General features: G+C 42.6%; 16 protein-coding genes. 3 read left to right on the top strand and 13 right to left on the bottom strand.

What is annotated here, in order from left to right:
* The first annotated feature begins 9 nt into the window (after positions 1–9).
* The gene (gene glmS, locus IGI71_RS07570; RefSeq protein ID WP_074934005.1) at positions 10–1,821 is read left to right on the top strand and encodes a glutamine--fructose-6-phosphate transaminase (isomerizing); all 1,812 of its coding nucleotides are present in this window, start codon (positions 10–12) and stop codon (positions 1,819–1,821) included.
* 143 nt (positions 1,822–1,964) lie between these two features.
* Here the strand turns inward: glmS and IGI71_RS07565 are convergent, their stop codons facing one another.
* The 6 genes from IGI71_RS07565 to nifJ all read right to left on the bottom strand — a co-directional run bounded on the left by IGI71_RS07565 (position 1,965) and on the right by nifJ (position 10,975).
* Complete coding sequence (locus IGI71_RS07565; RefSeq protein ID WP_430616350.1) at positions 1,965–2,840, bottom strand: IS3 family transposase; 876 nt, start codon at positions 2,838–2,840, stop codon at positions 1,965–1,967.
* Positions 2,810–3,376, bottom strand: a complete 567-nt coding sequence (locus tag IGI71_RS07560) for a helix-turn-helix domain-containing protein (protein WP_016249835.1) — start codon at positions 3,374–3,376, stop codon at positions 2,810–2,812. The genes IGI71_RS07565 and IGI71_RS07560 overlap by 31 nt, the downstream gene beginning before the upstream one ends.
* 282 nt (positions 3,377–3,658) lie before the next feature.
* Positions 3,659–5,014 carry a phosphoglucosamine mutase gene (gene glmM, locus IGI71_RS07555; protein ID WP_005225959.1) on the bottom strand — a complete coding sequence of 452 codons (1,356 nt, stop codon included), beginning with the start codon at positions 5,012–5,014 and terminating at the stop codon, positions 3,659–3,661.
* Positions 5,015–5,053: 39 nt separating this feature from the next.
* The gene (locus IGI71_RS07550) at positions 5,054–6,145 is read right to left on the bottom strand and encodes a CdaR family protein (RefSeq protein ID WP_005225958.1); all 1,092 of its coding nucleotides are present in this window, start codon (positions 6,143–6,145) and stop codon (positions 5,054–5,056) included.
* Positions 6,142–7,023, bottom strand: coding sequence for a diadenylate cyclase CdaA (gene cdaA, locus IGI71_RS07545; protein ID WP_005235688.1), 882 nt, complete (start codon positions 7,021–7,023; stop codon positions 6,142–6,144). The genes IGI71_RS07550 and cdaA overlap by 4 nt, the downstream gene beginning before the upstream one ends.
* A 268-nt stretch (positions 7,024–7,291) precedes the next feature.
* Positions 7,292–10,975, bottom strand: a complete 3,684-nt coding sequence (gene nifJ / locus IGI71_RS07540; RefSeq protein WP_430616285.1) for a pyruvate:ferredoxin (flavodoxin) oxidoreductase — start codon at positions 10,973–10,975, stop codon at positions 7,292–7,294.
* Positions 10,976–11,202: 227 nt separating this feature from the next.
* Here nifJ and IGI71_RS07535 point away from each other — a divergent pair, with 227 nt between their 5' ends.
* The gene (locus IGI71_RS07535) at positions 11,203–11,718 is read left to right on the top strand and encodes a DsbA family protein (protein WP_142972952.1); all 516 of its coding nucleotides are present in this window, start codon (positions 11,203–11,205) and stop codon (positions 11,716–11,718) included.
* Positions 11,719–11,805: 87 nt separating this feature from the next.
* On the opposite strand, the gene whiA is transcribed toward IGI71_RS07535, so the two are convergent.
* From whiA to uvrB, 7 genes are all read right to left on the bottom strand, one after another.
* A complete protein-coding gene (gene whiA, locus IGI71_RS07530) occupies positions 11,806–12,741 on the bottom strand; it encodes a DNA-binding protein WhiA (protein WP_194192843.1) in 936 nt (311 codons plus the stop codon).
* A gap of 18 nt (positions 12,742–12,759) precedes the next feature.
* Positions 12,760–13,761, bottom strand: coding sequence for a gluconeogenesis factor YvcK family protein (locus IGI71_RS07525; RefSeq protein ID WP_010748165.1), 1,002 nt, complete (start codon positions 13,759–13,761; stop codon positions 12,760–12,762).
* Positions 13,758–14,648: an RNase adapter RapZ gene (gene rapZ / locus IGI71_RS07520; protein ID WP_005235675.1), complete on the bottom strand. Its 891-nt coding sequence runs from the start codon at positions 14,646–14,648 to the stop codon at positions 13,758–13,760. Before rapZ ends, IGI71_RS07525 begins: the two co-directional genes overlap by 4 nt.
* Positions 14,649–14,761: 113 nt before the next feature.
* A complete protein-coding gene (locus tag IGI71_RS07515) occupies positions 14,762–15,472 on the bottom strand; it encodes an amino acid racemase (RefSeq protein WP_194192844.1) in 711 nt (236 codons plus the stop codon).
* Between the two features lie 3 nt (positions 15,473–15,475).
* Positions 15,476–16,729: a hypothetical protein gene (locus IGI71_RS07510; RefSeq protein WP_016610145.1), complete on the bottom strand. Its 1,254-nt coding sequence runs from the start codon at positions 16,727–16,729 to the stop codon at positions 15,476–15,478.
* 308 nt (positions 16,730–17,037) lie between these two features.
* A complete protein-coding gene (uvrA, locus tag IGI71_RS07505; protein WP_005225949.1) occupies positions 17,038–19,854 on the bottom strand; it encodes an excinuclease ABC subunit UvrA in 2,817 nt (938 codons plus the stop codon).
* A gap of 13 nt (positions 19,855–19,867) precedes the next feature.
* Positions 19,868–21,859, bottom strand: a complete 1,992-nt coding sequence (gene uvrB, locus IGI71_RS07500) for an excinuclease ABC subunit UvrB (protein WP_430616284.1) — start codon at positions 21,857–21,859, stop codon at positions 19,868–19,870.
* 270 nt (positions 21,860–22,129) lie between these two features.
* On the opposite strand from uvrB, the gene IGI71_RS07495 reads away from it, so the two are divergent.
* On the top strand, positions 22,130–24,283 hold the full coding sequence (locus tag IGI71_RS07495; protein ID WP_430616283.1) for an amino acid ABC transporter substrate-binding protein/permease: 2,154 nt from the start codon (positions 22,130–22,132) through the stop codon (positions 24,281–24,283).
* The last annotated feature ends 1 nt before the right edge of the window (position 24,284 follow it).

Below are 24,284 nucleotides of genomic sequence, written 5' to 3'. Positions count from 1 at the left end.
ATTATCATTATGTGTGGAATTGTAGGAATCGTAGGAAAATCAAATGCAGAACGAATTATTTTGAACGGATTGGAACGCTTAGAGTATCGCGGCTATGACTCAGCAGGTCTTTATGTCGCTGATCGGACTTCGGATCACTTAATTAAAGCCCAAGGAAGAATCAAAAACTTGGAAGAAAAAGTGACTTCTGAAGTAACAGGAACGATCGGTATCGGACATACCCGTTGGGCGACCCACGGCAAGCCATCAGAAATGAACGCTCATCCTCATACTTCAGCAAACCAAGCACTCGTGTTGGTTCATAACGGTGTGATCGAAAACTTTGAAGAGCTTCATCAAGAATATTTAAGCAACCACCAATTTGAAGGTCAAACAGATACGGAAATCGTTGTTCATTTGATTGAAGCATTGAAGGAGCAAGACAACAGCACGACCAAAGCAGCCTTTAAAAAAGCTTTGTCCTTGATTCGCGGCTCTTATGCCTTTGCCTTAGTAGAAAAAAATGATCCAGAAACCATTTATGTTGCCAAAAACAAAAGTCCTTTATTGATCGGTTTGGGAGATGGGTTCAATGTCATCTGCAGCGATGCCTTAGCAATGCTCGATCAAACGACTCATTTTGTTGAGATCGAAGATGGCGAAATGGTGACCGTAACAGCCGATGCGATCGAAATCGAAGATCCAAAAGGAAACCTTGTGTACCGTGAATCTTATGAAGCACAACTAGATCTGACTGACATCGAAAAAGGAACGTACCCTTACTACATGTTAAAAGAAATCGATGATCAACCAACTGTGATGCGCCGCTTGATTCAAGAATATCAAGGAGAATCTGGTGAAGTAGTGATCGATCCAGCGTTAAAAAACGAACTTTTAGCTAGCGATCGGATCTACATCATTGCTTGTGGTACTAGCAATCATGCTGGCTGGGCAGCAAAAGCCATTTTAGAAAAACTAACACAGATCCCTGTTGAGGTTCATTTATCTAGTGAGTTTGGCTACAACATGCCATTGTTGTCAGCAAACCCCTTCTTCTTGTTCTTATCACAAAGTGGTGAAACGGCAGATAGCCGTCAAGTATTAGTGACGATCAACCAGTTAGGTCTTCCTAGTCTGACGATTACCAACGTTGCTGGTTCTACTCTTTCTCGAGAAGCGAACCATACCTTATTGCTTCATGCTGGTCCAGAAATCGCTGTTGCCTCTACAAAGGCGTATACTGCACAGATCGCAGTGATGACGTTATTAGCAAAAGCCATTGGTGATGAAAAAGCTGTTCCTGAAGCATTGGACTTTGATGTTTTCCATGAACTAAGCATCGTTGCTTCTGCAATGGAGGCTTTAGTGGATGAAAAAGCTGTTATCAGTCAATTTGCTGAGGATTTCCTTTCCGAAACCCGTAATGCGTTTTACATTGGACGTGGAAATGATTACTATGTATCGATGGAAGCGGCATTGAAATTAAAAGAAATTTCTTATATCCAAGCGGAAGGCTTTGCGGCTGGTGAATTAAAACACGGCACCATCGCGTTGATCGAAGAAGGTACACCAGTGATCGGTGTGATCACGGAAGAAGTGACCGGCTCTCATACGCGAGGCAATTTGAAAGAAGTCGAATCTCGTGGGGCTCATACCCTTGTGATCGTTAGCCAAGAATTAGCAAAAGCGACTGATCAAATCATTTTACCAAATGTTCATCCATTGGTAACCAGCTTAGTGGCAGTCGTTCCAACACAGCTGCTGGCTTACTTTGCCACTTTACAGCGCGGATTCGACGTTGATAAACCAAGAAACTTAGCAAAATCCGTTACCGTTGAATAAGTTTTTTAAAAGATTGAAACCGAATTGGTTATCTTCTGTATAATAAAAAGAACTCCTCGTTCGATGACTTGTAGTGACCCCCAAAAGTTAGACTTTTATGGAGTGGAGAAATCCACTCCTTTTTTGTACGATAAGATTAACTGTTACACAGCTGTTTTTACAGCTTCTCGAAACTGAACCGGACTTCGCCAATTTAATTTCTTTTTGATGCGTTTATGGTTGTAATAATAGATATATTGGTCAATTTTTGTTTTCAATTCATCTAAACTCCGATAGACTTCTCCATGAAAAATCTCTTGCTTTAATAAACCAAAGAAGTTTTCCATAGGTGAGTTATCTAAACAATTCCCTTTACGAGACATACTCTGGAAGATTTTATGCTGCTTCAATTTATTCTTATAAGCATTCATTTGATAGGCCCATCCTTGATCTGAATGGAAGGTTCTACGAAATGGACAATCATTTGTCATCTGGATTGCTTCTTCTAACCCTTCCATTATGGCTAGTGCGTTTGGTTTTTCAGAAATCCGATAAGATAGAATTTCACTATTGTAGAAATCCATGAAAGGATCTAAATACAGCTTTTTCTGACGAACGACACCTGTGGTGTCTACTTCATAATACTTAAACTCTGTGGTATCAGTTGTAATTTTTTGGTGACAAATATTTGTATAAAACCGACGATGAATACGATTTTTGGCGACAGTGCCAACCTTCCCACGATAAGAATTGTACCGTCGAGATTTTCGAGTGTAAGACTTTACTTCGATACCTAGTTTTTTTATCAGACGTTGAATCTTCTTTTTATTGACATGAATCCCTTGATTCTCTAATTCTTTTTTTAGTCGCAAACAGCCATAGTCTTTATGCTCTTTGCGAATTTCAAGCATTTTTTCTTCAATTTCTTGGTCTGGGTTTGGTCTGGCAAACCGTTTCTGCCAATACATATAGGTTGCTTTAGGAAATTTCAATGTTTCAAGAAGCTCAACTAGTTTGAATGATCCTCGGAGGCTGGCGATGATTCGTGCGATTGATTCTTGCGTCTTTGCTGGGCTTCCTGTTTTCGCAGCTTCCTCAACTCTTTTAAAAAGGCATTCTCAATTTGAAGGGATCGGACTTGCTTTTCTAATGCCTTGATACGATCGCGTTCTTCAGTTGTTGTATTTTCTTTTTTGTTTTCTTTTTTTCTAGTCAAAGTAAGTGGTCGCCCTTTCTCTTTTGAGAGCCCCTCAATACCTGCTTCTCTGAAATTACGCATCCAATTGGCAATAAGCGCAGGGTTGTTCATTTCTAAAGTGCTAGCAACTTCTCGATAGGACATCTCACTTGTTTGATATAACTCTAGCGCATTTAACTTAAATTGAACAGAATATTTCTGATTTTGATGCTTTCTCAATAGACCTTCCTCTCCGTATTCACGATAGGCATTCACCCAATTACTTACTTGAGACTTGCTTGAAATACCGTATTTGTTGGCAAGATACCGATATCCGCCCACGCCACTAAGATATTCTTTAACGATTTTTAGTTTTAATTCAAAAGGATATTTTGCCATACAAATAACGACCCCCAAAAGTTAGATTTTTTGGTCTAACTTTTGGGGGTCGCTTCAACTCGATCGTTCATAGGGGTTCTTTTTTTCTTGTCTACTGCACAACAAATCCGAAAAGACTTTTAAAAGCAACTATCCTTCGCAAGGCTTGCCCACTGCGTCTCCTCTGTTAAGCGTTGCCGACAAAATCGTTGACAAGTTTCTCTAATTCGCAAGTTGGCTTCTTGCTGGTAAGTAGACAAAAAAGACGACCAAAGGATATCTTTGATCGTCTTACTTCTTCGTTTATTCCGCACCGATTTCCTCTCGAACGACCGCTGCGATTTTTTCAACATAGTAATCGACTTTTTCAATGGTCGGCGCTTCTGCCATCACCCGAAGCAATGGTTCTGTTCCTGAAGGGCGAACCAAGATACGGCCTTCGCCGTTCATTTCTGCTTCTGTCTCTTCCACGATTTTACGGATAGCTGGAACATCCATCGCGCCATTTTTATCTGTCACTCGAATGTTGACAAGTTTTTGTGGATAGATCGTTACCTCTCCTGCTAATTCCGACAGTTTCTTGCCCGTTTGTTTCATGATATTCAATAGTTGAATTCCTGATAGCAAACCGTCACCTGTCGTATTGAAATCCAAGAAAATCATGTGACCTGATTGCTCGCCACCAAAATTATAATCGTTTTTACGCATTTCTTCGACGACATAACGGTCACCGACTTGTGTGATGACATCTTTCAGTCCAATTGCTTCCACTGCTTTATGGAACCCTAAATTGCTCATGACTGTTGTCACGATCGTTCCTTGGTTCAAGCGCTTTTGCTCCGCTAAATATTTCGCACAGATATACATGATTTTATCGCCATCAACGATGTTTCCTAGTTCATCTACTGCGATGACCCGATCACCATCTCCATCAAACGCAAGACCAGCATCCGCCCCTTTTTCAACGACAAATTCAGCTAACGCTTCAGGGTGAGTCGATCCCACACCATCATTAATGTTCAACCCGTCTGGAGACGTCCCCATTGTGAAGAATTCTGTTTCTAGATCGGCAAACAAACGATTGACACTTGTTGCTGTTGCGCCATTTGCTGCATCAACACACACCGTGATTCCTTCCAAATCATCAGGAATCGTTTGACGTAGAAATTGAGAGTATTTCAACAACCCTTCTGGAAACTCATCCACTGTTCCTAAGCCATCGGCAGAAGGACGTGGAAGCGTATCTTCCGGTGCATCAAGTAATGCTTCAATTTCAGCTTCTTGTTCATCGACTAATTTAAAGCCATCATTCCCGAAAAACTTGATGCCATTGTCTTGTGCAGGATTGTGAGAGGCAGAGATCATTACACCTGCACTCGCTTTTTGCACTTTCGTCAAGTACGCAACACCCGGTGTAGAAATAACACCTAATTGGAATACCTCGATCCCGACAGATAATAGTCCAGCAATCAATGCATTTTCTAGCATCTGTCCAGAAATCCGTGTGTCCCGTCCCACCAAAACGCGGGGACGGCGGTCACCAGTTTCATGTTGACTTAATACATAGCCGCCGTAACGACCTAATTTAAATGCTAATTCAGGTGTCAACTCCTTGTTTGCTTCTCCTCTAACACCATCAGTACCAAAATATTTTCCCATTTTAATAACCTCTCTTATTCATTCTCTACAGTCAAACGACTAAGAACTGCTTGTCGTCGTGCTGCTTGCGGAATTCTCTGTTTGTTCTTGCGTCGTGTCGACTGTCGAAGAATTGGCTTGAGAATTCGCACTGTTCGTTGCTTCATCGCCATCATTGTTTGATTGATTCTCAGTAGTTGTTTCTGCAACCGGAGTGATTTGGATCGTCACTACTGTTGGATTGATCGTTGTTCCCTCTGGTACTGGAATCGTTACTGTCCGTTCGGTCGTGGTTGTGATCTCACTAACATCCACTGGGACACCGATCTGCTGGGTCTCATCCAAAATACTTTGTGGTCCTGTTAGCACCGCACTGATACTACTCATCCGGTAGATGTAATGAGAGATCCCATCTGGTGTTGTCCCCTGTTGAGTGACAAACAATTCAATTTCTTTGCTTGGTGCTTCCATCATCAATGCCACATCGACCGAATCTGGCTCAGGAATGATCGCTAAAGGATTGTTTTCACTATCCCAAGCCTCGATCGTTCCATCCACCGTGATCGAATCGCCAGTAATATCATCTGGATTCACGATCGCTACCACTCGGTCGATTTCTGCCAGTGTCTTGTCGCCAGTAGTGATCTCTACTTCTTGCGGTTCAACACTCATTGAATCAACGCCGTAACCACTCGTTGCTCCATCAGTCGAGATGACTGGCTCAACGGTAAACGTTTGGGTGACTTTTTTCTCGATCGTCACAGTGACGGTTTTGGGTTCGATTTCGGCTGTCACACTTGAGCTAAGATTTTTCACTTCTAAAGGGACCTCATGGGTTCCTTCATCGAGTCCAGTCAAATCAGCAACTACTCGAAAGCTCCGCGTTTCCTCGCTACGTTCAGCATTCAATTGCACCCGATTTCGACTAGACAAAGTCACGTCTACTGTTGTTTCAAATCCTTGGATAAAGTATTCATCTGTGTCATAGGTGGTCTGAATCGGTACATTATCGATCTCTTCCTCGTAAGGATTTGAAGTTCCTGCAAGGTTGACTTGCAGGCTTGATCCGCTGGCGATGAAAAACAGAACCAGACTAAAGAACAGCGCTAGTATACCATAAAATACGTTTTGACGACGTTCTTTCTTGATCATTTTCTTCCTCCTTTGTTGACCCCTTCAAAGAAAGATTGCAGCAAGTTGCGTTTACCAGGCTTTTCTTCTGGCACTAATTCGCGATTCAACACGTCGAGATACTCTTGTCGCGAAAGCTCAGTAAGCATCCGATTATTCAGGGTAATACTGACGTCTCCCGTCTCCTCTGAGACGATAATGGTCAACGCATCACTAACTTCTGAAATCCCGACAGCCGCTCGATGGCGCGTCCCAAATTCTTTGGGGATCAGCGGACTTTCTGACAATGGTAAGTAGGCACTAGCAACAGCGATCTTATCATCTCTTAAGATGACTGCACCATCGTGTAGCGGTGTATTGGGAATAAAAATATTGATCAGTAATTCGCCCGTCACGTCCGCATCTAAAGGAATCCCCGTTTCAATATATTCTTCTAACCCCGTCGTCCGTTCGATCGTGATCAATGCACCAATTTTTCGTTTTGCCATATATTGAACAGCTTTGTCCAACGCTTGGACCAACACTTCATCCCGTCGTTTTTCATTCTTAGAAGTCTTGAAGAAAGAGCTACGGCCAAGATGCTCCAGCCCTCGTCGAATTTCTGGTTGGAAAATAACAATCGCGGCGATCACCCCATACGTGATGACTTGATCCATCAACCAAGATAGCGTCTTTAATCCTACGATACCTGCCAAAAACCTTAGAACAATGAATAGGCCGACGCCTTTAAACAACTGGATCGCTTTTGTTCCTCGCACAAGCTGGATCAGCTTATAAACCAAGTACCAAACAACGATCACATCTAAAACATTTACTAAAAATGACCAAGAAAATATATCAAATGAGAGCAATTCTCTCCAATAATCTAAATTAAAAAAATCCCTGAAATTTATCAACATAAACAGCCTTCCTTTATTCTTAAGACTTCAGATAATAGTATAACATAGGACCTCTTCAAAGATTTGAAAAAAAACAAATTTATGAAAAAGTTTTGAAAAAATAAACAGCTCTTTTACTTAGTTTACCATTATCCTGAAATCATTGTTTGTCAAAGGTCTTAGAAGATTTCATCTAAACGAGCTTCTTGCACTCATTTCTTAGGAAAAACAACAAATGACCCTGAAAAACGGGTCAAACCGTTTTTCAGGGTCATTCCTCAGCGAGCGATTACTCTTGCTGACGGCGCTTTGCGCGCGCTGCACGCCGTGCTGCTCTTTCAGCGAGCTGTTCTTCGCTTAACGGCCGTTTTTCTCTTCGTACACGCTCCGTTTTTACTGCCGTTGGTTGTTCTGCATCAGTACTTACCTTTTTTTCAAGCTTTGCTCGTATTTTTTCTTCTTGACCTGCTAAGCGGGCATAGTTGTAGAAACGAGTTTTCGCATCTGAAACGGTTTTTTCAAACAATGCTTGCGCCGCATTCGGATTGGCAGACTGCAAGGATGCAAATCGAACTTGTGTCTGCATAAAGGCAGGCATTTGATCAAATGCTGGCTTTTTGAAGTCGAGTGTCATTGGCTGTTTCCCTTTTTCTGTCAACAGCGGGTTATAGCGGTAGAGACTCCAATACCCCGATGCAACTGCTTCTTGTGCTTCTTTCAAGGATTGACGCATTCCGCCTGCAAGACCGTGGGTGATGCATGGCGTATAGGCAATGATGATTGACGGTCCTGGGAACCGCTCGGCTTCTTCAAAGGCTTTGATCGTTTGCATTTGATTGGCACCAGATGCGATTTGTGCGACATAGACATGTCCGTAGGTCATCGCCATCATTCCTAAATCTTTTTTGGAAACAAACTTGCCACTCGCAGCGAATTTAGCAATGGCCGAAGTCGGTGTCGCTTTAGAGACTTGCCCCCCTGTATTAGAATAGACTTCATTATCTAACACGAGAATATTGACGTCTGCACCAGAAGCGAGAACATGATCGATACCGCCAAACCCAATATCATATGCCCAGCCGTCACCGCCTATCATCCATTGGCTTGGCTTAACAAACAAATCTTTCTCCTGCAAGATTTTGTTCAGCTGAGGTGTTGTGGCAGCTTCAGCTTCTAAGGCGGCGATCAATTTTGCTGCTCGCTGTTGCGTCCCAGCACTTTCTTCTCGATGAAGGTCCCAATCATCAATCAAAGCCTGCAATTCTTCTGATACATTGGCTTTCAACGACTGCAGCTGGGCCGCTAATTTCTCCCGTCGGGTTTGGTTGGCTAAGAACATGCCATAGCCATATTCGGCATTGTCTTCAAACAACGAGTTTGACCAAGCTGGCCCTTGTCCTAAGTGATTGGTTGTATAAGGGGATACTGGTGAGGTTCCACCCCAAATCGAAGAGCAGCCGGTCGCATTGGCGATCATCATGCGATCACCAAACATTTGGGTCAATAGTTTCACATAGGGGGTTTCCCCACAGCCCGCACAAGCACCAGAGAACTCCAACAAAGGTTTATTGAATTGAGAGCCCAAAACAGTTCCTGGTTTTGCTGGATTTTCTTTTTGACGTAAAGTCATCGCAAAAGCCCAATTTAAAGCTTGTTCTTTTTGTTCTTCGTAAGGACGCATCGTCAAAGCTTTCCCTTTGGCGGGACATGCTTCCACACAAAGGCCGCAACCTGTACAATCTTCAACGGAAACTTGAATTCGATATTTTTGCCCATTCGCGCCTCGCATCTCTCTGACGATAAAACCTTCAGGTGCTTCGGTTAATTCATCTTCATCTGCCAAAAACGGACGGATCGCCGCATGAGGACAGACAAAAGCACACTCATTGCACATGGTACAGCGATCTGATAGCCACTCGGGCACTTCAACAGCGATGCCCCGCTTCTCAACCGCTGTTGTCCCGACAGGGATCACCCCTTCAGTCATTTGATTTCGTACGAGGGTACCCACGCTTAGTTGGTTGCCTTCTTGACGGTTGATGGGTTCCACGATTTCCCGCACAAATTGTGTTGTAGCAGTGGATGTCCTCTTCGGTACTTCGATCGTTGCCCACTTGCTTGGAACAGGGATTTCTTGTAATAATTCGATGGTGCGATCGATGGCTGCTTGGTTCTTTTCAACGATCGCCATCGATTTGTGCCGATAACTTTTCAGCGCCTCTTCTTTTAAAATCGGCAAGATTTCCTCGGTCGGAATGATGTTTGCCAAGTAAAAGAAGGCTGTTTCCATCGCGGTATTGATCCGCCCACCTAAGCCGACTTCCATTGCCAACTGCATGGCGTTAATGGTATAAAAACGGATCTCGTTTTCAGCAAGATAACGTTTCATTTTCTTCGGTAAATTTTTTAAGATTTGCTCTTGTGACCAGGTCGTATTTAATAAAAAGGTTCCGCCTTTTTTGAGTCCTTTCAGCAAATCATACGTATGCAAATACGCAGGCGTATGACACGCAACGAAATCCGCGTGTTCGATCAAATAGGTAGAACGAATGGGGGTATCCCCAAATCGCAGATGAGAAACCGTTAGACCACCAGATTTTTTCGAATCATAATGGAAATAGCCTTGTACATATTTTTCGGTATGGTCACCGATGATTTTGATTGCTGACTTATTTGCCCCGACGGTCCCGTCAGAGCCGAATCCCCAGAATTTCGCTTGGAAGGTGGATGGATCAGTTAGATCTAGCGTGCCCTTTGATGGCAACGACAATTGCGTCACATCATCCGTGATCCCAATGGTGAAGCGTTTCTTTTGGCTCGCTTTTGGCTTGAGCAATTCGTCATAAACGGCAACGATTTGATCAGGTGTCACATCTTTTGACCCAAGACCATAGCGTCCACCAATGATCGTCGGCCGAATCGCTGCATCATACATGGCACTTTGCACATCCAAAAGCAAAGACTCGCCATTGGCACCAGGTTCTTTGCTGCGATCCAATACAGCGATACTTTTAACGGTAGCAGGCAGTTTTTCTAAGAAGACTTTTAGTGGGAATGGTCGATACAAATGGATCGACAAGACCCCCACCTTGCGGCCTGAAGCGCATAAATGATCCACCGTCTGCTGGATCGTTTGCGTTGAGGACCCCATCGAAACGATGACTTCTTCGGCGTCCGAAGCACCATAATAATCCACTAAATCATAGTTGGTTCCTCTTAAAGCATTGATTTTTTTCATGTAAAAACGAACGATCTCAGGCAATGTTTGATAATGCTGATTGATCGTTTCCCGCTGTTGAAAATGGATATCAGGATTTTGATTCGTTCCACTCGTCGTCGGGTGATTCGGGTTCATGGCTTTTTGTCGAAAAGTAGCCAATTTTTTATGATTGACCAACTGCGCTAATTCCTCATAATCTAAGACCTCTATTTTTTGAATCTCATGACTGGTTCGAAACCCATCAAAAAAGTTTAAAAATGGGATATTGGCTTCGATAGCTGCTAAATGAGCGACTGGCGCTAAATCCATTACTTCTTGGACACTGCTTTCCGCTAACATAGCAAAGCCTGTTTGTCGGGTGGCCATTACATCGGTATGATCTCCGAAAATATTCAAAGCATTGGTGGTCACTGCTCGGCTGGCGACATGAAAGACGCCTGGCAGCATTTCCCCAGCAATCTTGTACATATTTGGTACCATTAATAAAAGTCCCTGGGATGCCGTATAGGTCGTCGTTAAGGCGCCCGTTTTTAATGAGCCGTGAACCACACCGGCCACCCCTGCTTCAGATTGCATTTCAACCACTTTCACCGGCTGCCCAAAAAGATTATGCTTTCCTTGAGCAGACCACTGATCCACTAATTCAGCCATGGTTGAACTAGGGGTTATCGGATAGATCGCCGCAAGTTCCGTAAAGGCATAGGAAATATAGGCTGCTGCCGTATTGCCATCCATTGTTTTTCTTTTTCTCATCTATATAACTTCCTTTAATCATCATTTTGCACAATAAAACACAATTCATTATAGCTGAAAATCAAGGAATATAAAAGCACAGTCAGGGGATTTTTCATAATTTCGTGAAACGAAATACATAGTATCCAGCTCATTCTCCCCCTCTTTTCACAGACTTAAATCAAAAGACCTGAGGCTTTTCTTTCAGCAGAAACTTCGGTAAACTAAAAGAAAAAGGAGGAATCTTAATGGATATTTCAATCATCAAAGCACAAGAAACAAATGCGGTAACAGGGATACATATCGGAGATCCATCAGCTAAACCGATCGTCGAATTTATGAATTTGCGCTGCCCTTACTGTCGGCAATGGTTTGAGGAATCGTTACCGGTCTTAGGTGAAGCTGTCGCAGCTGGGAAACTACGCCGTGTCATCAAACTATTCGACAAAGAAAAAGAATCATTGCAACGAGGCAATGTGATGCACCGCTTTGTTTCCAGTACAGATCCTCAGGCAACGATCGCTGAGATCACAAAAATTTATCAAACACAAGACGAATGGGGGCATTTATCTTTACCTGAAGTGGCAGAATTTGCGAAAAATACCTTAGGGCTATCTGAACAAAACCATCCTGCGATCGCAGGAGAAATTGTGGAAGAAGCGAAAAACGCCAACATTCAATTTGTGCCAACGATTATCTTAGATGGGCACATTTTTGATGAATCGATCTCTGCTGAGGAATTAACTGCATTGATCAATGAATAACCTCTAACAAAAAACAGGAGCTGATTTGACACTAAAATCCATGTCAAATGCAAGCTCCTGCTTTTTTGATTTCATTCACTACTTAGATTAACTGACTTGTTCACGCAAATGATCCGCAAATTCATTGATTTTGCGAATGCGATGATTGATTCCTGATTTCGAGATCGCTCCTGATGGAATCATTTCTCCTAGCTCTTTCAAGCTGACCTCGGGATGTTCCAAACGTAATTCGGCGATTTCTTGCAGCTTTTCAGGTAAAGCTTGCAAGCCAACTCGATCTTGAATAAATTCGATATTGTCGATCTGCTTCGAAGCAGCGTCGATCGTTTTGTTCATATTGGCGGTTTCGCAATTCACCAAACGGTTGACTGAGTTACGCATATCACGCACGATCCGCACGTCCTCGAATTTCAGCATGGAATTGGTGGCACCGATCAGTGTCAAAAAATCAGCGATTTTCTCAGCGCCTTTCAAGTAAGAGATATACCCATTTCTGCGTTCTAATGCACGGGCATTCAATCCATATGCGTTTAGCATATCGCAAATATCTTGGTTATGCTCCTCGTAAATGGAATAGATCTCTAAATGATAGCGGCTGGTTTCTGGATTGTTGATGGACCCAGATGCCATGAAAGCGCCTCGTAAATAGGAACGCATTTTTTGAGTATTGCCCATGATTTCATCAGAAACATGGCTTTGAAACATCAACCCATCCATGATATCTAAGTCCAAAAGCACGCGCTTTGTATCTTGCTTCAAACGAACGATATAGACGTTGTTCTTTTTTAATTTCATTTTACGACGGACCAGCAATTCGCTGCGCACGTCGTAATGATCTTTTAGTAACGAATAGATGCGTCTGGCAATCGCCGCGTTTTCTGTTTGAACGTTTAAAACAAATTGTTGGTTGTTGATACTTAATGACCCATTCATCCGAATCAAAGCGGCCAATTCTGCCTTGGCATGTTCGCGATGAACTTCTAATGCGGTCAATTCTTTTTTTACTTCTGCTGCAAAGGACATAAAAAAATCCCTCCTTTCTTAGATTTTGGCCCCGTAAACGATACGTAGAAGTTCTTCAATCACTTTATCTCCGTCATGAAAAACTCCGCCATCTCTAAGCTCCAGAAAGTCAGCTGAAATGACACGGCTGGCTTCTTCTCGCAGTCCTTGGAAATCGTGTTTCACTTGTACAAGATATTCATCATAAATCTCTGGGTCCATATACCCTTCTGGAACTTTCTCGGTGTTGACTAACACCGTATCAATAAAGGGTTTGCCTAAATGCTTATGCAGGACCCGCACATGGTCGGCATCACTAAAGTGTTCAGTTTCACCTTTTTGGGTCATGATATTACAAATATAAACCGTTTCCGCTTGTGTTTCCAACATTGCTTGGCCGATCTCGCTGATCATGAGATTGGGCAAAATACTAGTAAAGAGACTACCAGGACCCAAGACGATCATATCTGCCTCCATAATTGAAGAAACAACTTTACGAGCTGCTTTCGGCTCATCATTATTTTCTTGATTACGAACAAAGACCCGATCGATCGTTTTGCGATCAACCGCGATCTTGGACTCTCCTACCGCTTCGGTGCCGTCTTTAAAAACAGCGTGCAACACCAATGGCAGATCTGAAGAAGGATATACTCGTCCATCGATATGCATGATTTTTGACAAAATTTGAATGGCTTCATAGGTACTGCTGCGCATTTCAGCAATCGCCGCAATAATCAAGTTCCCCAGGGCATGATTGGCTAAAAATTTGTCTTCGGCTTTAAAACGGTATTGAAAAATATCATTATACAGTTGCGGCATATCAGATAGAGCCGCCAAAACATTACGCAGATCCCCCGGTGGCGAGATAGAGGAAACCAAATTGCGAATCTCGCCGCTGCTACCGCCATCATCAGCGACCGTAACGATCGCTGTGATGTCGACACCCTGATTCCGCAAGCTCTTCAGGATGACTGGTAACCCAGTTCCGCCACCTACCACAACGATCTTCGGCTTTCTGATCCGATACGTTTTCATTTTCATGAACGATTCACCGTCTCTTTACGCTTATCTTTGTCGCGATGAGTAATATTGACGCGATAGTCTTCTGCCAAAACCGCACCGATGCGCTCAGATAATGCAACTGAACGGTGTTGGCCCCCAGTACAGCCGATAGCCACCGTCAAGCTGCTTTTGCCTTCCTTGACATAGCCTGGCATGATCGTTTGCAACAGTGTACTAAATTGCTGATAGAATTCTTCCGTTTCTGGAAAAGACATGACGTAATCATACACGGGTTCATCTTTACCCGTTAAAGGACGCAACTCTGGAATGTAATGGGGATTCGGTAAGAAACGAACATCCATCACGATATCAGCATCGATCGGCAAGCCATACTTGAAGCCAAACGAAAGTATTTCAATACGAAACCCTGTCTCATGAGAAGCACGAAATTCTTGATTGATTTTTTCTCTCAGTTGCCGTGGGGTCAACGTCGTTGTGTCGATAACAATACTGGCACGCGTTTTCAAATCGTTTAAGATCGCTCGCTCTTTGCGAATGCCTTCCGTAACTAAGCCATCCATCGCTAATGGATGTGCTCTTCTCGTTTCCTTGTATCTTGACACCAATTCATTGTCCGATGCATCTAAAAAGAGCATCCGTGTGTCGATAAAATTCGTGTTTTCAATATCAATCAGCATACTTTGGATTTCTTCAAAAAACGATCTTGAACGCAGATCGACAACTAAGGCAATTTTCGTCACTTTTCCTGATTCTTTGATCAGTTCCCAAAATTTAGGGATCAAGCTTGGGGGCATATTATCGATACAAAAGTACCCCATATCTTCAAAACTCTGGATAGCGACCGTTTTGCCGGCTCCGCTCATCCCAGTAATAATGACCAATTCTAAATGATCCACTTCAGTCATAGGTAAAACTCCTTTCTGAAACAACTCTATTATATCATGCCGGGCGTATCATTGGAACACCGGCATAAAAAAAGACGTTAGCTCAAAAAATGCCGCTAACGTCGCTATCAGCTTTAGATTGCTTGGCGATTTGCCAATGCTTTTTCGATCGTCCGATCAACTAAAATGGATTGGGCATCAACGACTGGATAAGGATTGTCAGTCACAAATTCATCCATTAAGGACAACTCGGTACATCCGAGCACTACGCTTTCACAGCCGATGCGTTCGGTGACTTCTTCCAGTATCTCAAAGTAAAGTTCTTGATCCAAATGATCATTCTCTTTGATTCGATCATAGATCAATGTATTGACCTTTTTTTGGATCGCTGGCTCTGGAAGATAGACGTCAAGTCCGAACTTCCGCAATTCTTTCTCATAGATGCCGGCTTTGACACTGCCTTCTGTCCCAAGAAAGGCCACTTTTCCAGTGACGCCTTTTTCAAAGACGACTTTCGCCGCCTCACGAGGCATATGCAAAATCTCGATCTCAGTGGCAGCTTGCAGCTCATCAAAAAAATAATGGGCGGTGTTACAAGTCAACACAATAAAATTTGGCTTTAACAAATTTTGTTTTTCGATGTCGTCCATTAAATATGGAACAGGGTTTTCTAACGTGTTGTCTAAAATATATGCCGTTCGATCTGGGACTGTCGCATGATTGAATAAAACATAGTTCAAGTAATCTTGGTCTTTATGGGTCTGTGTCCGTCGGTTTAAAATGCGGACAAAACTTTCCGTCGCTAACGTTCCCATGCCGCCTAAAATACTAAAAAAATTCTCCATCTTCTAGCCTTCTTTCGTATGGAAATACGTTTTGAATCGTTTGTTGTACAGATGGAACATTCTCTTTAATAGAATCCAACGCTTTAGAGATAAGTCTTCTTTGTAAAAGACAGTCGTTCCCCAGCGATTTTCTGCTAATAATTTTTTTGCTCGTTCTTTCGCAGGATTTTCTTTTGCATAAGTCAAGAAAATGTTTTTTGGTACCCCTAGCCATAATTTCGCTTCAGGCGCGTCAGCTTTGCCATAAACCGTTTCTGTGTAAGGTTTTTCGAAAACTAAATCCTCTGTGATGAACTTCGCCAGATTCAATCCGCTTAAGGTAATAAAGAAACTGCTTCTTCCTTGACGCAAGTTGATTTCAAATAATTTATATTGACCGTCTCGCGCATCATATTTCAAATCAAAATTGGCAAATCCAACATATTCGATCTCTTTTAAAAACTTACGGATCATTTGATAGATTTGATCATTTTCATCTGGAATGATCACGACATAATTCCCAACAGCTCCAGGCGTTGGATCCTCTAATAAAGGATGACCTAAGCCCATCACGCGAACTTCGTGATTCTCATCAACATAGGCATTTAAGACCCGCATGTTGCTGTCATCCCCAGGAATAAAATCTTGGACGATCATTTCATATTGATAGCCCGCTTGGTAAATGCGAGAAACAATTTCTTCAAATTCTGTTCGATTGTCAATAATGAAGGCTTTTTTGCGTCCTTCAAAATCAACTGACAGCCACGCGACACTATTGGCTGGTTTCAATGCCACAGGAAAATCAAAAGGCAGCTCTCCTTTGAATGTTCCTTCCGTCAACAGTTCAGGTGTTAAAATGAAGGTCTTAGGATAAGGCAAGCCGTATTCCTCGCAGACTTCGTAAAAACTTACTTTGTTGATCAACCGTTTTAATAGGGAATAGTCATTGGCAATAAAGGTATAATAAGGCTTCAATTCTTCTTTATGCTTCGCTAACAGTTCTGCATAGCCATCGCCGCAAGGAATCAATAAATATTTCATGGCAGGATCGTTGTAAGTATTTTTTCCTAACTTGATCAACGTCTCAGTGAATCCTGGATCATGGTCAAAACCTTCCACTTGATTGATTGTAACAATTTTACTAAAGCGGGTTGGCGCAAGTTCCGCACCAGCATAAGCAACTGATTGAATGCCATATGCTTCGTGGAATGCTCTGGCCATACCATAAACATTCATATCGCTTCCTAATAATATGGGAAGAAAATTTTCCTGACTCATCAAAAATCACTCTCTCTTTTGAATACGAAAAACGACCTCTCTCGTTTCGTTTAATTACAATAGAATTATAATACCACAAAGAAAAAAGCAATCAAAGTATCTATCTTTGATTGCTTTCTCCCACTTTGAACGGATAGAACTTATAGGCAGTTTATTCAATGCGAATATACGTATACCTATTGCTATTCTATCAAATAAAATTTTGATTTCAAGCCCTTATCATGAAATTTGCAGATATTTCACGCTTCCTTAAACTTTAGCGAAACCTATTGACAGACAAGTAAAAAAGTGAGTGCTCTTTTCCTTGCTTAAAGGACTTTTTTCAAATAATGACCGGTGTAGCTTTCAGAAACCGCAGCAATTTCTTCTGGTGTACCAGTTGCAATGATCGTTCCACCGCCTTCGCCACCTTCTGGACCTAGATCAATCACATGGTCCGCTGATTTGATCACATCCAAGTTGTGTTCGATCACTAAAACGGTATTGCCAGCGTCGACAAATCGTTCCAAAACTTTCAACAAACGGGCAATATCATCCGTATGCAGACCAGTCGTCGGTTCATCTAAGATATAAAAACTCTTGCCATTGGAATTTTTGTGCAGTTCACTGGCAAGCTTCATCCGTTGCGCTTCCCCACCAGACAAAGTAGTCGCTGGTTGTCCCATCGTGACATAACCTAGACCGACATCGACGATCGTTTGCAATTTTCGATGGATTTTAGGAATATGTTGGAAAAATTCCACTGCATCTTCCACAGTCATATCTAAGATTTCCGAAATATTTTTTCCTTTGTAATGAACTTCTAACGTTTCTGAGTTATAACGTTTGCCATGACAAACCTCACAAGGTACGTAGACATCAGGTAAGAAGTGCATCTCGATCTTGATGATTCCGTCCCCTTTACATGCTTCACAACGTCCACCTTTTACATTAAAACTAAAGCGGCCTTTTTTGTAACCACGAACTTTCGCCTCATTGGTTTTAGCAAATAAATCACGAATGTCATCAAAGACACTGGTATACGTTGCTGGATTGCTTCGAGGCGTCCGACCGATAGGGCTTTGATCGATATCGATCAATTTCTCAATCGCTTCATAACCAGTAATGGTTTTAAAGCGACCAGGTTTGTTCGAATTCCGATTGATTTTTTGCGCCAAGGCTTTTTTCAAAATTTCATTGACTAATGTCGATTTACCAGAGCCAGAGACCCCAGTAACGGCGACGAACTTTCCTAATGGAAAATCGACCGAAATGTTTTTCAAGTTATTCTCAGAAGCACCGGTCACACGAATCTTTTCACCATTGCCTTTGCGGCGTTCCGTTGGTGTCGGGATTTGTCGTTTTCCTGATAAGTACTGACCTGTTAAGGAAGACGCATTGGCTGCGACTTCATCAGGAGTGCCTGCAGCGACGATCTCGCCACCTGCGTGTCCTGCACCTGGACCGACATCGATCAAGTAGTCCGCTGCCCGCATCGTGTCCTCGTCATGCTCAACGACGATCAGGGTATTCCCAAGGTCACGCATTTTCCGCAATGAATCTAGTAAACGATCGTTATCCCGTTGGTGAAGACCGATCGATGGCTCATCAAGAATGTAAAGCACCCCAGACAAATTGGAGCCGATTTGTGTTGCCAAACGAATCCGTTGCGCTTCCCCACCAGAGAGTGTGCCTGATGCACGACTCAAGGTCAAATAGTCCAATCCGACATTTTTCAAGAAGCTTAAACGATCATCGACTTCTTTCACGATCGGACGTGCGATCATTTGCTCTTGTTCCGATAGTTTCAATTCTTCGACAAAATTCAACGCATTGTTGATTGCCATCTCGCTCATTTCACCAATGTGTTTTCCGTTGACTTGCACGCACAGCGCTTGAGGGTTCAAACGATAGCCATGACAAGTTTTACAAGTCAATTCCGTCATATACAAACGCATTTGATCACGGGTGAAATCAGAGTTGGTTTCATGATAACGGCGCTTAATATTTGGTAAGATTCCTTCAAAAGCTACCTCAACATCACGCACGCCACCGAAATCATTCTCATAATGGAAATGGAAAATTTCGCCATTCGAACCATTCAAAATAATGTCTTTGTGTTCTTCTGGCAGCTCTTCAAAGGGTGTGTCCATATCGATATTGAACTCTTGACAGGCTTGTTCCAGCATTTGCGGATAGTACTGTGAACTGATTGGGTTCCAAGGTAATAGTGCGCCTTCACGCAACGTTTTGCTTTGATCGGGAATCACTAGGTCGACATCGACTTCTAGCTTCACACCAAGACCATCACAGTCTGGACAAGCACCAAAAGGCGCATTGAATGAAAAGAGCCGTGGCTCTAATTCACCAACTGTAAAGCCACAATACGGGCAAGAATAATGTTCACTGAAAAGCATCTCTTCTTGACCAATCACATCGACTACCGCATAGCCATCAGCTAAACGTAATGCCGCTTCAAAGGAATCAAACAGACGAGAACGGATGCCTTCCTTTACAACGATTCGGTCAATGATGATGGCAATATCATGCTTTTTATTTTTTTCTAATTCAGGCGCTTCGGAGACATCATAGACTTCGCCATCCACCCGCATCCGAACATAACCTTCTCTTTGGATACGTTCGAAGACTTTTTTGTGCTGCCCTTTCTTTTGATAAACGATAGGTGCCAACAATTGGATCTTGGTGCGTTCTGGTAATGCCAAAACTTCATCCACCATCTGCTCAACCGACTGACTAGTAATCTCAATATGATCATTGGGACAGATTGGGTGACCGATTCTGGCGTAAAGAAGCCGCAGATAATCATTGATTTCAGTAACCGTCCCCACTGTTGATCGCGGGTTCTTGCTGGTGGTTTTTTGATCGATAGAAATCGCTGGACTAAGTCCATCAATGCTATCTACGTCGGGTTTATCCATTTGCCCTAAAAACTGACGGGCATACGCCGATAGACTTTCGACATATCGGCGCTGTCCTTCGGCATACAACGTATCAAATGCTAAGGAGCTTTTCCCTGAACCCGAAAGACCAGTTACAACAACGAGCTGGTCTCTGGGAATCGTCACATCGATATTTTTTAAATTATGGGCCCGTGCCCCATGGATCACGATTTTATCATTTGCCATAGTGTTTCTCCTTCTAATCAGCAGCTTTTAGCTCAAGAATAGTATCTCTCAAGGTAGCAGCCGTTTCAAAATCCAGTGCTTTCGCAGCATCTTTCATTTCTTTTTCTAATTTCAACAACAAGGTTGCTTTTTCTTCACGACTCAATTCTTCATAAGAAGTCGTGGTGTATTCGCCAGTTTCTTCCGCCACTTTCGTGATTGCGATCAGATCGCGAATCTCTTTGATGATGGTTTTCGGTACGATTCCATGTTCTTCGTTATAGGCTTTTTGAATACTTCGGCGTCGCGCTGTTTCGTCGATCGCTCGCTGCATCGAATCGGTCATTTTATCGGCGTACATGATTACTTTTCCTTCTGAGTTACGAGCTGCTCGTCCGATGGTTTGGACTAATGAACGCTCACTGCGCAAGAAGCCTTCCTTATCGGCATCAAGGATCGCAACCAGGGAAACTTCTGGGACGTCTAACCCTTCTCGCAGTAAGTTGATTCCGACCAGTACATCAAATTCACCGAGACGCAGGTCGCGAATGATCTCTGTTCGTTCCAATGTTTTGATGTCACTGTGCAAGTATTTGACTTTGATCCCTAATTCTTTAAAGTAATCCGTCAAATCTTCAGACATTTTTTTCGTCAAGGTCGTGACAAAGACCCGTTCATTTCGCTCGACTCGTTCATTGATTTCTCCTACGAGGTCGTCAATTTGACCCATGATCGGTCGTACTTCGATCACCGGATCTAACAGACCAGTCGGACGAATGATTTGTTGAACGACGGTATCGGTTTGATCGTATTCATAGGGTCCAGGTGTTGCTGAAACATAGACGATTTGATTGACATGCTTCTCAAATTCTTCCAAGCGTAACGGCCGATTATCCAGTGCAGAAGGCAAACGGAAGCCATAATCTACTAACATTTGTTTTCTAGCACGGTCACCATTATACATCCCACGTACTTGGGGCATCGTTACGTGGGATTCGTCGATCACTAATAGAAAATCATCTGGGAAGAAATCCAATAACGTATAAGGCGGTTCCCCTTCTTTTCGTCCATCCATGTGGCGAGAGTAGTTTTCGATCCCTGAGGTATACCCCATTTCTCGCATCATTTCAATATCATAGTTGGTTCGCTGCTCTAAACGCTGTGCTTCCAGCAGCTTATTTTCTGCTCGCAAAACTTTCAGCCGTTCATCGAGTTCACTTTGGATCGAGGCGATCGCATGTTCCATATGGTCTTCATTGGTCACAAAGTGGGTTGCCGGAAAGATCGAGACATGTTCGGTGTCACTCATGATCTCGCCCGTCAAGGCATCGACTTCACGAATCCGATCGATTTCATCGCCAAAAAACTCAATACGTAACGCTCGCTCATCACGAGAAGCTGGGAAAATCTCCACAACATCGCCGCGCACGCGAAAACGTCCCCGTTGGAAATCGATATCATTTCGTTCAAATTGGATCTCGATCAATTCTTTTAATAGTTGGTCGCGAGACTTTTCCATCCCTACTCGTAGAGAAACAACTTGTCTTGCATACTCGATCGGCGAACCTAAACCGAAAATACAAGAGACAGAAGCGACAACGATCACATCATTTCTCTCTAATAAAGAACTCGTCGCCGAGTGACGCAGTTTATCGATTTCATCATTGACACTTGAGTCTTTTTCGATGTATGTATCACTGGAAGGAACATACGCTTCTGGTTGATAGTAATCATAGTAACTGACAAAGTACTCGACTGCATTATTTGGGAAGAAGTCCTTGAACTCGCCATATAATTGTCCAGCCAGTGTTTTATTATGGGCAATGATCAATGTCGGTTTATTGACTTCCTTGATTAGATTAGAAATCGTATAAGTCTTACCGGTCCCAGTGGCTCCCAACAAAATCTGTGCTTTTTTTCCACCGACCACCCCGTCAACCAATTGATGGATCGCTTCTGGTTGATCCCCAGCTGGTTGATATTTTGATACTAAGTCAAATTCATGGGAAGTTGTTCTTTCGATCATCTTCATTCCCCCTCGATTATTCTAAACGACAACAAAAAAAGAAAAACTCGCTGCCGCTTTTCCATAAATAAGTATATCATAGCGAACATACTTTCGCCATCATTTGCTATGAAAGTTTCATGCGATTAAGCATAACTTAACATGTTCGATTTTCTAACATCTGATGTGAGGTTTAAGCAATTTTGTCATATTTTTAAAGAGAAAGACTTGTGTGTTGAAGAAAAAATCCATATAATCTATAAATACGTTATATCTAAAGGGGGAATTTTCTTGAAAAGAAAACACATGTCCTTCGCTTTAATCGCGCTGATTATCAGCATTTTTACGCTATCAGTAAAGTCAGCAAGTGCGGAGGAAACTACGTATAAGATAGGAACAGATTTAACATTTGCTCCTTTCGAATTCAAGAATGAAAATAATGAATATGTAGGGATCGATATAGATTTATTAAACGCGATCGCTGAAGATCAAGGTTTTGCAGTTGATTTACGTCCACTCGGTTTTGATCCTTCCATCCAAGGTGTTTTGTCCAATCAGTTGGACGGAATGATTGCTGGAATGAGTATCACAGAAGAGCGTAAAGAGAACTTTGATTTCTCAGATCCTTATTTTGATAGTGGGATTCAAATGGCGGTAGCTGCGGACAATGACAGCATTACTAGCTACGAAGATCTTGAGGGCGAAACGGTCGGTGCAAAGGTTGGAACCGAAAGTGCCCGCTTTTTAGAAGAAAATAAAGACCAATATGGCTACGACATCAAACTTTATGATGACGCTACTGGGTTGTATGGCGCTGTACGCAATGGTACTGTGGCAGCCGCTTTTGATGATTATCCAGTGCTTGGCTATGCCATCAACAACGGCGAACCGATGAAACTTGTCGGCGAACCTGAAAAAGGTGCTTCTTACGGATTCGCTGTCAGAAAAGGCCAAAATCAAGAACTGATTGAAAAATTCAATGCTGGTTTAGCCAACATGAAAGCTTCTGGCAAATACGACGAAATCGTCAATACTTACATCACAACGTCTGATTCAGATGCAGACACCAGTGAAATGGTGAAAGTCGAACCAAAGAAAGATGTTTACCGAATTGCCAGTGACTCCGCCTTCGCTCCATTTGAATTCCAAAATGAAGACAATGAGTATGTAGGGATCGATGTGGATTTAATGAATCGGGCGGCAGAATTGCAAGGGTTCAACATTGAATTCAATTTCATCGGTTTTTCAGGAGCTTTGCAAGCCTTGGATGGTAACCAAGCAGATGGGATGATCGCTGGGATGACGATCACTGATGAGCGTCGTCAATCCTATGACTTCTCTGACTCTTACTTTGAAAGCGGCATTCAGATCGCTGTAAAAGAAGGCAATGATTCCATCAATTCCTATGAAGATTTAGATGGAAAAACCGTTGGTGCGAAAGTGGGAACAGAAAGTGCAGACTTCTTGATCGCCAACGAAGAAAAATATGGCTATTCGATCAAATATTATGATGCAGCCGATCAATTATATGCAGCTGTTAACGGCGGACAAATCGATGCCATGATGGATGATTATCCAGTGATCGGTTATGCCATCAGCCAAGGTCAAAAACTAGTGACACCGATTGAAAAAGAATCTGGCGGTCAGTACGGTTTTGCGGTGAAAAAAGGCCAAAATCCTGAACTGATCCAAATGTTCAATGAAGCATTGAAAGAAATGAAACGGACTGGCGAGTACGATCAAATCATCAATAAATACATTGAAGATGGCTCTGCCACAGAAAAACGAGTGGATGAATCGACGATCACTGGTTTGATCAGCAACAACTATAACGTCTTATTAAAAGGTTTATGGAATACCCTTTTACTAGCATTGATTTCTTTTGCCTTAGCATTAGTGATCGGCATCATTTTTGGACTATTTAGTGTTGCTCCAATCAAAGCATTGCGGGTTTTTGCAGGGATCTATGTTGATATCATTCGTGGTATTCCTATGATGGTATTGGCTTTCTTCATCTTCTTCGGACTTTCCGATGCCATTGGTATCACGATTCCCGACTTTGCAGCCGGGGTCATTACATTGACTTTAAATGCCAGTGCCTATATCGCTGAGATCGTCCGTGGCGGGATCAATGCGGTGCCAAAAGGTCAGATGGAAGCCTCTCGTAGTTTGGGGATGACCTACACTCGGACAATGCAGAAAATCATTTTACCGCAAGCGATCAAAATCATGATTCCATCTTTCGTTAACCAATTCGTTATCTCGTTGAAAGATACAACGATCATCTCGGTTATCGGAGTCGTAGAATTATTGCAAACTGGGAAAATCATCGTTGCTCGGACTACGCAAAGTACCTATGTTTACTTGATCATCGCGATTATTTACTTAGTCGTGATCACAGCTTTAACGAAACTTGCAAAAGTTTTAGAAAAGAAGGTGAAATAGC

The sequence above is a fragment of the Enterococcus sp. DIV1279b genome, assembly GCF_050531515.1.
GTDB classification, from domain to species: Bacteria; Bacillota; Bacilli; order Lactobacillales; family Enterococcaceae; genus Enterococcus_D; species Enterococcus_D casseliflavus.
Note: the sequence above shows the minus strand (reverse complement) of the source record. Positions and strands in the feature narration are given on the sequence as shown.